Source organism: Ruegeria sp. BC8, assembly GCF_056535705.1.
Genome location: NZ_JBQFIV010000002.1, coordinates 86,599 through 100,564, shown reverse-complemented (window position 1 = coordinate 100,564; position 13,966 = coordinate 86,599). Strand labels below are relative to the sequence as shown.

General features: G+C 59.3%; 8 protein-coding genes and 1 pseudogene. 5 read left to right on the top strand and 4 right to left on the bottom strand.

Annotated features, from left to right (window positions below; all coding sequences use genetic code 11):
• The 3 genes and pseudogenes from ACR3EK_RS17705 to ACR3EK_RS17695 form a co-directional block, all read left to right on the top strand.
• The gene (locus ACR3EK_RS17705) at nt 1-1,038 is read left to right on the top strand and encodes an LLM class flavin-dependent oxidoreductase (RefSeq protein WP_480634105.1); all 1,038 of its coding nucleotides are present in this window, start codon (nt 1-3) and stop codon (nt 1,036-1,038) included.
• 11 nt (nt 1,039-1,049) lie between these two features.
• Entirely contained in the window at nt 1,050-2,513 is a 1,464-nt protein-coding gene (locus tag ACR3EK_RS17700) for an aldehyde dehydrogenase (protein ID WP_480634104.1), read from the top strand.
• Between the two features lie 168 nt (nt 2,514-2,681).
• Nucleotides 2,682-3,004, top strand: a pseudogene (locus ACR3EK_RS17695) (preQ(1) synthase); the annotation flags it as partial.
• A 108-nt stretch (nt 3,005-3,112) separates the two neighbouring features.
• On the opposite strand, the gene ACR3EK_RS17690 reads toward ACR3EK_RS17695, so the two are convergent.
• From ACR3EK_RS17690 to ACR3EK_RS17680, 3 genes are all read right to left on the bottom strand, one after another.
• Complete coding sequence (locus ACR3EK_RS17690; protein WP_480634103.1) at nt 3,113-3,724, bottom strand: hypothetical protein; 612 nt, start codon at nt 3,722-3,724, stop codon at nt 3,113-3,115.
• A gap of 558 nt (nt 3,725-4,282) precedes the next feature.
• Nucleotides 4,283-5,350 (bottom strand): ParB/RepB/Spo0J family partition protein, encoded by a 1,068-nt coding sequence (locus tag ACR3EK_RS17685; protein WP_480634102.1) that lies wholly within the window; start codon nt 5,348-5,350, stop codon nt 4,283-4,285.
• On the bottom strand, nt 5,343-6,728 hold the full coding sequence (locus ACR3EK_RS17680) for an AAA family ATPase (protein ID WP_170341760.1): 1,386 nt from the start codon (nt 6,726-6,728) through the stop codon (nt 5,343-5,345). The genes ACR3EK_RS17685 and ACR3EK_RS17680 overlap by 8 nt, the downstream gene beginning before the upstream one ends.
• 582 nt (nt 6,729-7,310) lie before the next feature.
• On the opposite strand from ACR3EK_RS17680, the gene ACR3EK_RS17675 reads away from it, so the two are divergent.
• Nucleotides 7,311-8,585: a replication initiation protein gene (locus ACR3EK_RS17675; protein ID WP_480634101.1), complete on the top strand. Its 1,275-nt coding sequence runs from the start codon at nt 7,311-7,313 to the stop codon at nt 8,583-8,585.
• A 21-nt stretch (nt 8,586-8,606) separates the two neighbouring features.
• Here ACR3EK_RS17675 and ACR3EK_RS17670 read toward each other — a convergent pair whose 3' ends face one another.
• Nucleotides 8,607-10,913: a Tex family protein gene (locus ACR3EK_RS17670; RefSeq protein WP_480634100.1), complete on the bottom strand. Its 2,307-nt coding sequence runs from the start codon at nt 10,911-10,913 to the stop codon at nt 8,607-8,609.
• Between the two features lie 297 nt (nt 10,914-11,210).
• On the opposite strand from ACR3EK_RS17670, the gene ACR3EK_RS17665 reads away from it, so the two are divergent.
• Complete coding sequence (locus ACR3EK_RS17665; RefSeq protein WP_480634099.1) at nt 11,211-13,424, top strand: NADP-dependent isocitrate dehydrogenase; 2,214 nt, start codon at nt 11,211-11,213, stop codon at nt 13,422-13,424.
• Nucleotides 13,425-13,966: the final 542 nt, after the last annotated feature.

Here is a 13,966-nt window from a genome sequence, read left to right as displayed (position 1 = left end):
ATGAAGTTCTCGCTGTTTGCGCATATGGAGCGGATTTCGCCAGAGCAGGACCAGAAGCAGTTGTATGACGAGTTCATCCAACTGTGCAAAATCGCCGACGACGGCGGGATGCATGCCGTCTGGACGGGCGAACACCACGGGATGAATTTTACAATCGCACCCAACCCGTTTCTCAGCCTGATTGACGTGGCTCGGCACACCCGGAATGTCCGGCTGGGCACCGGCACCGTGATCGCGCCCTTCTGGCATCCGATCCGTTTGGCCGGTGAGGCCGCAATGACGGACATCATCACCGACGGACGGCTGGATCTGGGCATTGCCCGCGGTGCCTACAGTTACGAATACGAACGCATGATGCCTGGCATGGATGCGTGGGAAGCCGGGCAGCGCATGCGCGAACTCATCCCTGCCGTGAAACAGCTCTGGCAGGGAGATTACGCCCATGACGGCGAATTCCACCAATTTCCCAAGACCACCTCGTCGCCCCTGCCCCTGCAACCTGGTGGGCCGCCCATCTGGGTGGCCGCACGCGACCCCAACAGCCACGAATTCGCCGTAAGCTCAGGGTGCAACGTACAGGTCACGCCATTGTGGAACGGCGACGACGAGGTCATCGACCTGATGGCCAAGTTCAATGCCGCCTGCACAAAGTTTCCTGACATGCCGCGCCCCAAGATCATGTTGCTGCGCCACACTTACGTGGCCGAAGATCAGAACGACGTGAAACAGGCCGCCATCGAGTTGAACCGGTTCTACTGTTATTTCGGTGCATGGTTCATGAACAAGCGTGACGTTACCCAGGGGCTGATTGCCCCGCTGAGTGATCCCGAAATCGCCGAGCATCCGTTCTATTCGCCCCAGAACATGGAGCGCGACCTTGTCATCGGAACAGCCGATACCGTGATCGACCGGCTTCGGAGATGCGAGGAACTGGGGTATGACGAGTATTCATTCTGGATCGACTCCAGCATGCCGTTTGAACGCAAAAAGGCCTCGTTGGAGCGTTTCATCAAGGATGTGATGCCGGCCTTTCAATAGGGGAATTCGGGATGCAACGGTTTCAGAACTATATCGGCGGCACTTTCCGCGATGGCGACACCTGGTTCGAAAGTGTCGACCCATCCACAGGTGAGGCTTGGGCGCAGATACCCGCCGCCAGCCAAGCTGATGTGGACCAGGCCGTGATGGCAGCGGACCAGGCTTTCAGATCCCCGGAATGGGCGTCACTGACCGCAACGGCGCGGGGCAAGCTGCTATACCGGTTGGCAGATCTGATTGCTGAAAACGCACCGAGACTGGCCGAGCTGGAAACCCGCGACACTGGAAAAATCATCCGCGAAACCTCGGCGCAGATTGCCTATGTCGCGGATTACTATCGTTACTACGCGGGCCTCGCGGACAAGATCGAAGGCGCCCATTTGCCCATCGACAAGCCAGATATGGAAGTTTGGCTGCGGCGAGAACCCGTGGGGGTTGTCGCGGCGATCGTGCCCTGGAACTCACAATTGTTCCTGTCGGCGGTCAAGATCGGCCCGGCCCTGGCGGCCGGTTGCACAGTGGTGCTGAAGGCTTCGGAAGAGGCCCCTGCCCCAATGCTGGAGTTCGCGCGGATCTTTCACAAGGCCGGGTTTCCCGAAGGCGTTCTGAATGTTCTGACGGGTGGGCCCGATGTCGGCGCTGCCTTGACCCGGCACGAAAGAATTGCCCATGTCGCCTTTACCGGTGGGCCGGAAACGGCTCGGCATATCGTGCGAAACTCGGCAGAGAATCTGGCGTCTACCTCTTTGGAGCTGGGTGGAAAGTCGCCCTTTATCGTGTTCGAGGATGCGGATCTGGACAGTGCGGTCAACGCTCAGGTTTCCGGAATTTTCGCGGCGTCGGGTCAAAGCTGCGTTGCCGGGTCGCGGCTTGTGGTTCAGGCATCGATCAAGGACGCGGTCCTGGACCGTCTGCGGCAAAAGGCCGAAGCGGTCGTGATCGGCGCACCGGATGATATGGCGACCGAAGTCGGGCCCCTGTGCACGCAGCGGCAGCAGAAATGGGCCGCCGAACTTGTCACCCGGTCGCAGGCCCAAGGCGCGCAAATGATTACTGGCGGCCAGCCACTTGATCGCGCGGGATTCTACTTTCCACCGACCATTCTGGATTGCAGTCGGGCGCGCGATGCTGATTGCTTGACGCACGAATTCTTCGGCCCCGTCCTGTCGGTCGTTTCCTTCGAAACAGAGGATGAGGCCATCGCGATCGCAAACGATACCCGGTTTGGCCTGGCCTCGGGCGTGTTCACGCAAAACCTCACGCGGGCCCATCGGATGGTTCGGTCAATCCGAGCCGGCATTGTCTGGGTCAACACCTACCGCGCAGTCAGTCCGATCGCTCCGTTTGGGGGGCATGGATTGTCGGGGCATGGGCGCGAGGGCGGGCTGCAGGCTGCATTGGACTACACCAAAATCAAGTCCGTTTGGCTGCGCACCAGCGACGACCCCATTCCCGATCCTTTTGTCATGCGCTGACCCGCCGGCCACCTCAAAATGCGTAAACCTCGGCAGGAAACTCAGAGACCACGAAACATATCGGCTTGGAAGTAGCTTGCCCACCGTTAAACACTGCGCATCCCGGTTGCAGCGTAAACGAGTTGCAAAACAAGGGTTCAGATTCCACAAGCCGATTTCGAATAATGCGTGAGGTTCACCGCGCCCGAACTCACTTCGCTCTGCCCGATGAAGGGACAGGCTGACTTTGGTCATCTGGTGATCGATTGTATTCCGGGAAGCTGGCTTGTCAGGTCGAAGTCTTTGAAGCTCTCCGTGTGGTCTTTCCGAAACCACGGCGCCTTCCGAGAGGACTGCTCCGTTTCCATCGCCCGGCGCCGGGTCAGGTTCCTGACGCATCGATGGTTGTGGATTGGAGGCTACTGGTATCCACATGCGGCATTCCGATCGACCTGTCCTGGCAAACAGGCGCCATGCCCGAAAATGTCTCGATCTCCGATCAGTGTGTGCCCGCCCGATCGCGGAAGGAGGTAATCTTTGGAAAACCCCGCGCCTTGATCAGTCGACAAATGTCGCGGGCGCAGGGTCTGCGGTTTGGTCAAACCTGAACAGAAGCAGCCTTACTTGGTGGCGCTCACATCTCCGGGGATGCACCCACGGGCGCAGAACCTCATGTCGCTGGGCGCAACGGACCAAACGTCAACGTCATTCGGCGGCTTGTTCTTGAAGTCGATATCAAGGCAACTTGCGGCCTTCGGAGTGTAGTACTTGTTTCTGGGGTCGACATTGCCGAGTTGGTCAAACCCGGAAATTAGACGCATATTCGGTCCCCATCTTTCGCCATGCAGTGTCAGATTGGAGTAATAAGCCATCAGCTTGATCGATTTTCCCTGCGCGAACGTCTTGTAGGTTATCTGGACCCCACCGATTGTCTTGTCGATCGGCCCCTGTTCCAACCCGGACCCAATCGAGATGACCCACCGGCGCTTGAGCGGGATGGAAATATCAACTCCGTCTTCACTGCATTCCAGCAACTTGTACGAAAAAATGTTCAGCACGGCGTTTGTTCTAATCGGGTTCGTGTGGAGCCTCAGAACGCTGTAAACCGGCTTGATGGTGGCACTTTGGATCGGAGCACCGTTGACGACACAATTTTTCTGCAGCACCGCAAGTTCCGTCAGAACCATGTCCGAAAAGGACGACGCAAAACCGCCTTCTAGGGACTGCGCCATTAGCGCCGACATTCCGGGGGCCTCTCCAACCACTCCTTGATGTCAGCCATCTTCAGTCCTCGGTCGAAATTACTTCAATGTGTCTTGCCTTTTGTTCAATCGGCGTCAGTCAGAGGGACCTGGTTTCTGACGAAGCTATTATATGTCCGACCGTATGCCGGCCTTTATAGTCAGCGCGTTGCGCACAAATTTCCTATGCAAGGCAGAACGCCCGCATTGTTGCCCCAACACGAACCTATCCCAAGTCGGAATTTGCGTCTACTGGCTGGCAAAATGCACCTTCGGGCCAAGCGGGATTCAATCAAGAACGCATCCAGCCAGAGTTGGCCCAGCCGACGTTCACACTACCCAAGTTTCAGTCTGTCTCTCCGCTACTCATAGCGGCGGCGGTCCGGCGTCAAAATGGTCAAACGCCGGCTTATTGGAAACAAACCGAGCGCCGGTCATAATGATCATAATTATGTCTTTTTGCACACTACATGGAAAGTGGCGGAAAAGTACCTGTTTACAGGAAGGTTTGGCCGGTGGAAGCACAGGCCAAACCAATGGTAAAAATGGTCAGCCCAAATGCTCGGCTAACCGCTCCAACAACTGCGCGGCTTCGTCTACGCCCAGAGTCCGGCCGCGAAGATGTATCCGCAATTCGCCCGCCGATACTTCTGCTCGCAATTCTCCGCCTTTGGGCAGCGTCTGAATAGGCAGCCGTTGAATCTGTTTCGGGCGGCCCCCACGCGGCTTTTCCTGAGTCGGCGCTGGCGCTTCCTTCAACGCAGCCTCTATCACGGCCAGTTCCGATTTCGGGTCCGTCGCCTCACCCCGGGACAAGGCCTCCCTCAGCTTGGCCTGCGCGCCATCCCGGATAGCCGCGGCAATCCTGAGACCTGCCTTTTCCGACAACGCAACCGGGTACTGCAGTAAGTCGCCCAAGGCCTCGTGAACCACCGCAAAGCTGCGGACCTTGGACCTTTTGGCCTTGGAGGCTGCGGCGAACAGAACATCCACGGCGGCTTCGGTCGACGGGAACACACCCTGCCCCACAGCGAGGACAGCGATGCGCCCACGTTCATACGGGCTGAGGTTTGATCGAAGTTCGTTCTCCTCGACCATCGAAACATACGCCCCCTGCCCTGCGCCAGCCTGGCGCACGAACGCGGGAATTTGGGCGAATTTCGGGTCACCGCCGGCCAAACGGCGGAAGGCGTCCAACCGGCGATAGCCCGATATCAGGCCATAGCCATCCTCGGTTTTGGTCACCTCGATCGGCGTCCGCAGCCCGTTGGAGCGCAGAGATTCCAGCAGTTCGGACATTGCCTCTTCGTCATCGACCATGCGGTCGCGCCGCAAGAAATCGGCATCGATCTGATCTATGGGCACCATCTCTGCGACCAGACCGGCGTCCTGGGCATCCCGCCAACGCGCAGCGTCGCCTTGGTCTTTTGCAAGGGTTGCACGGTCGGTCACTGCTGCCATGCCATTCAGCGTCGCGGCCTCGGCCGCGACCTGCGCGATTGGCGGAGTTGACGGGTTGGCCTCGAACGGACTGATCGAGGGTTTCGCGGCGAAACCAGCCTCGAGTTGTTCAAGCTCCGCCGCATCCGGCGCCGTCAGTCTTCTGCGTTTAGCCATCTGCCTGTCCTCCCATCTGGGCGTCGCGCCACCAACACCCGATCAGCACTTCTTTGAATTCCGCGTAAGTTCGATCGAAGGTCTCTCGCCCCCGGACATAGGTGTCGCGGTTAAAGTCACGGTAGTCCGCTTCGTAGATTCCGTTCACCTGTTCTCCGGCCTGCCCTACCAAAGCGGTGTAATCCTGCCGATAGGCGTTCATGAAATCACCGAAATACGCCTGTATCACGTTGGCCATGTCCGTCTGCTGACTGGCGTCGAACCGGGTGATGATCGCGCGCACGACATCCCATTCGAACTTGAGTTCGGGCAAGCCAGCTGCCCTTTGTGCCGCGTTCTCGCCATCCTCGATACTGGCGAACGTGGTGTAGAGCATGTCGAAGAAGCGCCCGGTGGAATCAAATTCCAGGAATGAAGCTCCGAGCGGCACCAGCAAAATATCCGCTGCGGCCAGCGCATTGATCGTTAGGTACCCAAGTGCAGGAGGAGTATCGAGGAACACGATGTCGTAATCATTCAATACGGCCTCGTCCTGCAAAAAGTTGGTGAGCCCGTCCCACAGCGGCCAACTGCGAAGGCCCATCCGCCAGACCGGGATCTGAAATTCAGCCCAATAGAGGTTCAGTTGAGCACCAATGAGATCAATGTTGGGCCAATGGGTCTTCTGGATGACATCTTGAGGTTGGGTTCTCAGTGCCTCTTGCAGAGTTTCATCCAATGGGATTTCGGGTTGACCGGCAGCGGCGCGGACCCTGTTCTCTTCCTGAACCGCGCGCGCATAGTCTTTTGCGATCAAGGGGAAGACTGTCTGCCATTCATCCGCGACGCGACCACCCAGGATCGACGTCATGGATCCCTGGCTATCAAGATCAATCACCAGCACTTTATAACCGTCCAACGCGGCCGACATTGCCAGATGAGCAGCGGTGGACGTCTTGCCCACGCCACCTTTGAAATTGGCAACGGCAACAACTTTTGCCGGCAGATTTTCCGGCCGGTAGGGCAGGTATTCCTTGGTGCTTACACCTTCGGCCGCGAAATGGCGCCTCAAGGTCAGAACTTCTTCGAGGGTGAACCATTTCGATCCTGCTTCGCCTTCGCCTTGCGGGAGGTCAGGATTTGCCTTGAGGACGCGGCGCAGGTGGGCCGGAGCCACCGGGATCAGGTATTTGGTAATCTCCCAAATCGAAAACCGGCGGAGGCGCTTTTCGCCATCGGGCGCATACCCGCGGCGGGCTAGATCTTCGCGCCCTTTGGCACAGAAGGTTGCAGCTTTTGCGAATCGTGATGTCCCGATAGGATCGGGTAACTTTGATGCAGCCTTGGCCGGATCCAGGTTGAAGTACGGCGGTAGAGCAGGTTGTTTAGATTTTGTCACTGTCGATGCCTCGAATAATGTTCGCCTTTCCGGCGTATATCAGGAAATGTACCGAACATTTTCCTTCTGCGCTATCCTCGAAAGAGCAGTTTTCCACAGAAGAATGCCGAAGAGTTCGGTTTCGCGACGAAACCGGCATTTATTCTCAGAAAAGGGCACACCAAAGAGTTTATTTTCTTTAAGGGTTTTAGATTCTTTGACGACAGAAAACATAAATAAATCATATATTTGTGGTCGCATCGGCACCCGGATACAGGACCAAGGGTTCCTGGCTTCGGGTTAAAAGGGACCTGTATACAGGATCAAAGGGTCCCGAATCCGGGGAGAAGGGCACCGATTCGCGGTTCGGCTCTATCGTGGACTATTTAGGGTCTAATCCGAGTGCGTTGATCGCCGCCTACGCGGGTCACGACTCCAAGTTTGAACCAATTGGCGCCCGCTTCTGTGGATAACTGGGTCGCCGATTCGGATAGGTACCTGTCTACGGGATTCACTCCATCCTGCATATGGGGACCCAAATTTGGTTGATCCACGGGTACCTTTTGTGTCACAAACTTGGGAAACGAGCAGCCGGGCAGAATCATGCCGGATACACAACTGGACACGGATCACCTTTCAGGCGCTTTGCGTCGGGAAACGGTGAAAAAGAATGTGGCCGCGATCCATATCAGCGGCAAGCTGACGCTGTTGCAGCGCAAGCTGTCCAACGTGTTGCTTCTCAATGCCTACGACTCTCTGACCACGGCGCAGACCCATACGATTGATGCCCGCACCCTGGCGATGATGGTGGGCTACAACTCGAACGACTTCGACACTTTGCGCGCCAGCCTGAGAGCGCTTGCCGAGACAGTGGCCGAATGGGACATGCTCGATGAAAAAGGGCGGCAAGAGTGGGGCGTGTCGTCGTTGCTGAGTTTCGCCAAGCTCAAGGGCGGGATCTGCGAATACGCCTATTCTCCGGCCTTGGCGCAGAAGCTGTACGATCCGAAGATCTATGCGTTGATCAATGTGCATATCCAGCGCAATTTCAGCTCGGGGCACGGGCTGGCCTTGTATGAAAACTGTTATCGTTTCGTCCGTACCGGGTCGACCGGGTGGTGGACGCTCGAGGTGTTCCGCAAATTGATGGGTGTGGACGGCAGCGACTATTACACGAGCTTCAAACACCTGAATGCCAAGATCATCAAACCCGCAGTGGTCGAGGTGAACAAAAGCTCGGATATTCTGATCGAGCCCGAGTTCCGCAAGAAGGGCCGCAGCGTCACCGACATTCGGTTCCTGATCAATGCGAACCCGCAGAAGGCAATGTTCGAGATCGACGACAGCGATGGGGTGCGCAACCTGGCGGTCTACAAGACCTTGCGCAAACAAGGGGTGTCCGATCGGCTGGCGCGTCAGTGGATCTCTGAGCATGGTGAGGATTACGTGCAGCAGAAGCTGGACTATGTAGCCGGGCAGGGGGACGTGAAATCAACATTGGGATATCTTTCGGCCGCCCTGCGCGATGACTACAAGGCCCCTGCGGCAGAGACAGTGAAACCGCCTAATCCCAAGGCGCTGGCCGCAGCGAAGCAGCGGGAGGAAGAGAAGGCACGCGAAGATCAAGCTTATGCCGCGCGCGTGGCGGAGCGCGCCGAGCGTGCCCGCAAGCTGACAATCGTCGAAGACCTGGTTTCGCGGCGAAACCCCACTCAACGGGATGCCGACAAACGCTTGTTCATGTCGACTTTGTCGGATGAGCTAGACCGAGAGAACTTCCGGCAACACGGATGGCGATCAGGTTTGAACGCCAACGCCATTTTTGCCTTTTGGGAAGAGTTGGAGCCCGATGCGTTCCAGACGGAAACCCCCGCCTGAGGCTCAGGCGGGGCAGGGGGCTTATTGATTTTTCAGTGCATTTTGCAGCGCGTCCCCAATCGCGCTGTGCTGCGCATTATAAGAAGATTTTGCGCGTTGTGATTTCGGGGTGCCTTTATTCCTTTCGCGCGCGTTCTGGCCTTTGACGTCGCGATCTTGCCGGGCAGAAGCTCCGCCATCGTTGCGCATGCTCAACCCGATCCGCTTGCGCGGCACGTCCACTTCAACGACCCGGACGCGCACGACCTGACCGGCCTTGACCACCTCATGCGGGTCTTTCACGAACCGGTCGGCCAGCTGGCTGACATGCACCAGACCGTCCTGATGCACTCCGATATCGACGAAGGCGCCAAAGGCAGCGACGTTGGTCACGGTGCCTTCCAGCACCATGCCGGGTTTGAGGTCGGTGATCTCTTCGACTCCCTCCTTGAAGCTGGCAGTCACGAAGCTGGGGCGCGGGTCGCGTCCGGGTTTCTCCAATTCTGCAAAGATGTCGCGCACCGTGGGCAGGCCGAACCGGTCATCCACGAACTGTTCGGCGCGCAGACCACGCAGGGCACCGTCATGCCCCATGATCTGACGGATGTCGCGGCCGCAGGCCTGTACGATGCGGCGGGCGACGTCATAGGCCTCGGGGTGGACGGCCGAGGCGTCCAACGGCTCATCCCCGTCGCGGATGCGGAGGAAGCCCGCGCATTGTTCAAAAGCGCGGGGGCCGAGGCGCGCGACCTTCAGCAGATCCTGCCGCGATCGGAACGCGCCGTTCTGGTCGCGATGCGCCACGATGGCTTCGGCCAGACCGGGGCCCAGGCCCGAGACATGGGCCAGCAGCGGCGCCGAGGCGGTGTTAAGATCGACGCCAACGGCGTTCACCACGTCCTCGATCACCGCTTCCAGAGACTGGCTCAGCCGGTGTTGATCAACGTCGTGTTGATACTGGCCGACGCCGATGCTCTTGGGTTCGATCTTGACCAGCTCGGCCAGCGGGTCCTGCAGGCGGCGGGCGATCGACACCGCCCCACGCAACGAGACATCCAGGTCGGGAAACTCGCGCGCGGCCAGTTCCGAGGCCGAATAGACCGAGGCCCCGGCTTCGGACACCACGACCTTGGTGGGTGCCTGCACCCCTTTGGGTTGCAGTTTCAGCGTGTCGGCCACCAGTCGTTCGGTCTCGCGGCTGGCGGTGCCGTTGCCGATGGCGATCAGTTCGACCTTGTGGGTGGCGATCAGGTTCAGGATGGTGGCCTGTGCGCCGCGCAGATCGTTCTTGGGTTGGAACGGATACAGCGTATCGGTCGCCACCAGCTTGCCCGTGGCGTCCACCACCGCGGCCTTGACGCCGGTGCGGATGCCCGGGTCCAGCCCCAGAGTGGGGCGAGGTCCGGCAGGGGCGGCAAAAAGCAAGTCCTTGAGATTGCGTGCAAAAACCTGAATGGCCTCCTCCTGCGCGCGGCTACGCAGATCGGCCATCAGCTCGACCATCATCGACAGCGACAGCTTTACCCGCCAAGTCCAGCCCGCGACCTTGCGCAGCCAGGCGTCTCCCGGGCCGTCGCCACGCGTCTGCAGATGCGCCGCCACGATCGCCTCGGCCCGGGCGGCGCCGGTTTCGGGGTCGGGGGCAATGTCCAGCGTCACGATCCCCTCTTTCGACGCGCGCAGCATCGCCAGCGCCCGGTGCGAGGGCACCTTGGCCCAGGGCTCGGCATGGTCGAAATAGTCGCTGAACTTGGCGCCTTCCTGTTCCTTGCCCTCGATCACCTTCGAGGTCAGCAGCGCCTCGGCCTGCATGAAGCTGCGCAGCTCGCCCAGAAGGGCGGCGTTTTCGGTCAGACGCTCGGTGATGATGTCGCGCGCGCCATTCAGCGCGTCCTTGGTGGTGGGCACGGCCTCGGTCACATAGGCCTGGGCCAGACCCTCAGGGTCGGCGCTGCGGTCGGCCAGGATCGCGTCGGCCAGCGGCTCCAGCCCGTTTTCCCGCGCGATCATCGCCTTGGTGCGGCGCTTGGGTTTGTAGGGCAGGTAGATGTCTTCCAGCTGTGCCTTGGTTTCGGCGCGGGCAATGGATTTGGCCAGATCGTCGGTCAGCTTCCCTTGATCCTTGATCGAGTTCAGGATCGTCTCGCGCCGCGCCTCAAGCTCGCGCAGATAGGCCAGCCGGTCGGACAGGGTGCGCAGCTGGCTGTCATCCAGCCCGCCCGTCACCTCTTTGCGGTAGCGCGCCACGAAGGGCACGGTGGCGCCTTCGTCCAGCAGCTTGACCGCCGCGTCCACCTGTTCGGGGCGGGCATTGATTTCCGTGGCGATGGTGCGGGCGATACGGTCCAACGGGGCCTCCTTGATCTCGGGTTGGAGGACCGTCTTAGCCAGCGCCCGCGCCAAGGGAAAGGCGTCGCGTATCGTCGGCGGGCTGAAAATACGGGCATATGCGCGGTTTTGCGCAAACTGGGTCAAAATGCGCGTTCAGATGCGATTGATCCCGGGCCTCGGGTGATTTAAGGGAGGCCCTGTCAAATCAGAGTCACCCCGGAGCGGAACAGCATTCACGCTCCTCGCACGCCGCGCTGCACGCGGCACAACTCTCGGCTCGCACGCCCCTGAAAGGCTTAAAAAAGGTAAGGGAACATGGCAGAAAAATCGAACTTCGACATATTGTATACCATCGTAGACGAAGCGCCGGAGCTGGCCAGTGCCTCGTTCCTGCCCATCATCCGCAAATTCGCCGCGGCCGCGGGCGTCAGCGTTGGTACCAAAGACATTTCGCTGGCCGGGCGCATCATCGCGGCCTTCCCCGAAAACCTGACCGAAGAGCAACGTCAGCCCGACGATCTGGCCGCCTTGGGCGAGTTGGTGAAGACCCCCGAGGCCAACGTGATCAAGCTGCCCAACATCTCGGCCTCGGTGCCGCAGCTGGTCGCTGCCATCAAGGAACTGCAGGGGCAGGGCTACGACATCCCCAACTATCCCGAGGACCCCAAGACCGACGCCGAAAAAGAGATCCGCGCCCGCTATGACGCGATCAAGGGCTCGGCCGTGAACCCGGTTCTGCGCGAGGGCAACAGCGACCGCCGCGCCGCCAAGGCGGTGAAACGCTATGCCCAGCAGCACCCGCATTCGATGGGCGAATGGTCGGCCGACAGCAAGACCAAGGTGTCGTCGATGCCGGGCAATGATTTCTATGCCAACGAGAAATCGGCCACCATCACCGCAGACCAGACCGGTGATGCGCGGATCGAATTCGTGGGCAAGGATGGTGGTGTTACCGTCCTGAAAGACGGCTGGACACTGGAGGAAGGCACCGTTGCGGACGCCACTTTCATGTCGGTCAAGGCCCTGTCGGAGTTCCTGGATGCCGCGATCGAGGACACCAAGAAAGACGGCACGATGTTCTCGCTGCACATGAAGGCGACGATGATGAAGGTCAGTGACCCGATCATTTTCGGCTACGCCGTAAAGTCGTGGCTGGCGCCGGTGTTCGAAAAATTCGGCGACCGCATGGCACAGCTGGGCGTCAACCCGAACTCCGGCTTGGGCGATCTGCTGAACCGCGTCAAGGACGATGCCGAGATCATGGCCGCGATCGAAGCGGTCAAGGCCGATCGACCCTCGATGTACATGGTGGACAGTGACAAGGGCATCACCAACCTGCACGTGCCGTCGGACGTGATCATCGACGCTTCGATGCCCGCCGTGATCCGCGCGGGCGGCAAGGGCTGGGACGAGAGCGGCAAGAAGGGCGACACCAACTGCGTGATCCCCGACCGTTGCTACGCCCCGGTCTATGACGAGGCCATCAAGTTCTTCAAAGCCAACGGTGCGCTGAACCCGGCCACCGTCGGTTCGGTCGCCAATGTGGGCCTGATGGCGCAGAAGGCAGAAGAATACGGCAGCCACCCGACCACCTTCGAAGCGCCCGCAGACGGCACAATCCGCGTCGTTCTGGCCAATGGCGAAACCCTGCATTCGCATGAGGTCGAAAAGGGTGACATCTGGCGCGCTTGCACCGCCAAGAAAGCCCCGATTGAGAACTGGATCCAGCTGGCAATGGACCGCCAGCGCCTGACCGGGTCCGAGGCGATTTTCTGGCTGGATGCGAACCGCGCCCATGACGCCGAGCTGATCAAATACGTCAAACCGGTGCTGGAGGCCGCGGGCGTGGCCGACAAGTTCCTGATCATGGCCCCGCGTGAGGCGACCCGCAAATCGCTGGAAACCATCACCGCCGGCAAAGACAGCATCGCGATCACGGGCAACGTGCTGCGCGACTATCTGACCGACCTGTTCCCGATCCTCGAACTGGGCACCTCGGCCAAGATGCTGTCGATCGTCAAGCTGATGAATGGCGGCGGCCTGTTCGAAACCGGTGCAGGTGGCTCGGCGCCCAAGCACGTTCAGCAGCTGGTCGAGGAAAACCACCTGCGTTGGGACTCGATGGGCGAATTCTGCGCGCTGGGTGAATCGCTGAACTTCCTGGCCGACAGCCGCGGAAACGCCAAGGCCGCCGTTTTGGGCGCTACGGCCGAGGCCGCGACGCAGGGGATCCTGGACCATGACCGCTCGCCCAGCCGCAAGGTTGGCGAGCCGGACAACCGCGACAGCCACTATTGGTTCGCCCGCTACTGGGCTGAGGCACTGGCCGCGCAGTCGGATGATGCTGAACTGGCGGCGCATTTTGCACCGATCGCCAAAGAACTGGCGGAGAAGGAAGAGCAGATACTCTCCGAACTGCTGGCCGCTCAAGGCAAACCTGCAGATCTGGGCGGCTACTACCACGGCGATCGCACCAAAACTACGGCGGTGATGCGTCCCAGCGCGACACTGAACGCGATCATTGGCTGAATTCAGAAGGCCGGGTTAGATCAAAGCTAAAGTCGGCATCGAACAATGCGGGTTGTGTCGATGCCGATTAGGCACAATAGTTCTTGGCAACGTTCTTGCAAGTCGAGGGCGCTGCCAATGGCAGAGGCGTTACTTGGTGGAAAACGCCCGGCTCAAAAAGAGGCAGAAGGGAGTACTGCAGGGCACCCGCACCAAGCTCACAGGTACCTTGAGAATTGGTCCTGCAGTTACTCATACTTCCGACTTTCTCACTTTGGCGCTGTGATTGCCGCTCTCTAAATGTGCTTATGTCCACGGCAAGACTTCAACTGTGAAGTTGAAACAAGTCCGTCGTTTGGACACACAGCGCTGTCCCCATGGACCTTTGGCTTAGGTGGAATGCGCGGATGTAAGCTGAGTGCTCAGCGTCTGGTGAATTGTTTTCGATCCATTGGTCTTAGAAGCCGCTACCGATGACTTGAATTGATCAAAGACTAAGATGATCGAAGTGAAATACCTAGGCTACGGCGTCAATCTGTTCCTGGTCATAGGTGGCCACATCT

What these genes read in the sequence shown, in the direction of transcription:
- ACR3EK_RS17700 (WP_480634104.1), top strand. Translation starts at nt 1,050, where the DNA reads ATGCAACGGTTTCAGAACTATATCGGCGGCACTTTCCGCGATGGCGAC.
- ACR3EK_RS17690 (WP_480634103.1), bottom strand. Translation starts at nt 3,724, where the DNA reads ATGGCGCAGTCCCTAGAAGGCGGTTTTGCGTCGTCCTTTTCGGACATG.
- ACR3EK_RS17685 (WP_480634102.1), bottom strand. Translation starts at nt 5,350, where the DNA reads ATGGCTAAACGCAGAAGACTGACGGCGCCGGATGCGGCGGAGCTTGAA.
- ACR3EK_RS17705 (WP_480634105.1), top strand. Translation starts at nt 1, where the DNA reads ATGAAGTTCTCGCTGTTTGCGCATATGGAGCGGATTTCGCCAGAGCAG.
- ACR3EK_RS17675 (WP_480634101.1), top strand. Translation starts at nt 7,311, where the DNA reads ATGCCGGATACACAACTGGACACGGATCACCTTTCAGGCGCTTTGCGT.
- ACR3EK_RS17665 (WP_480634099.1), top strand. Translation starts at nt 11,211, where the DNA reads ATGGCAGAAAAATCGAACTTCGACATATTGTATACCATCGTAGACGAA.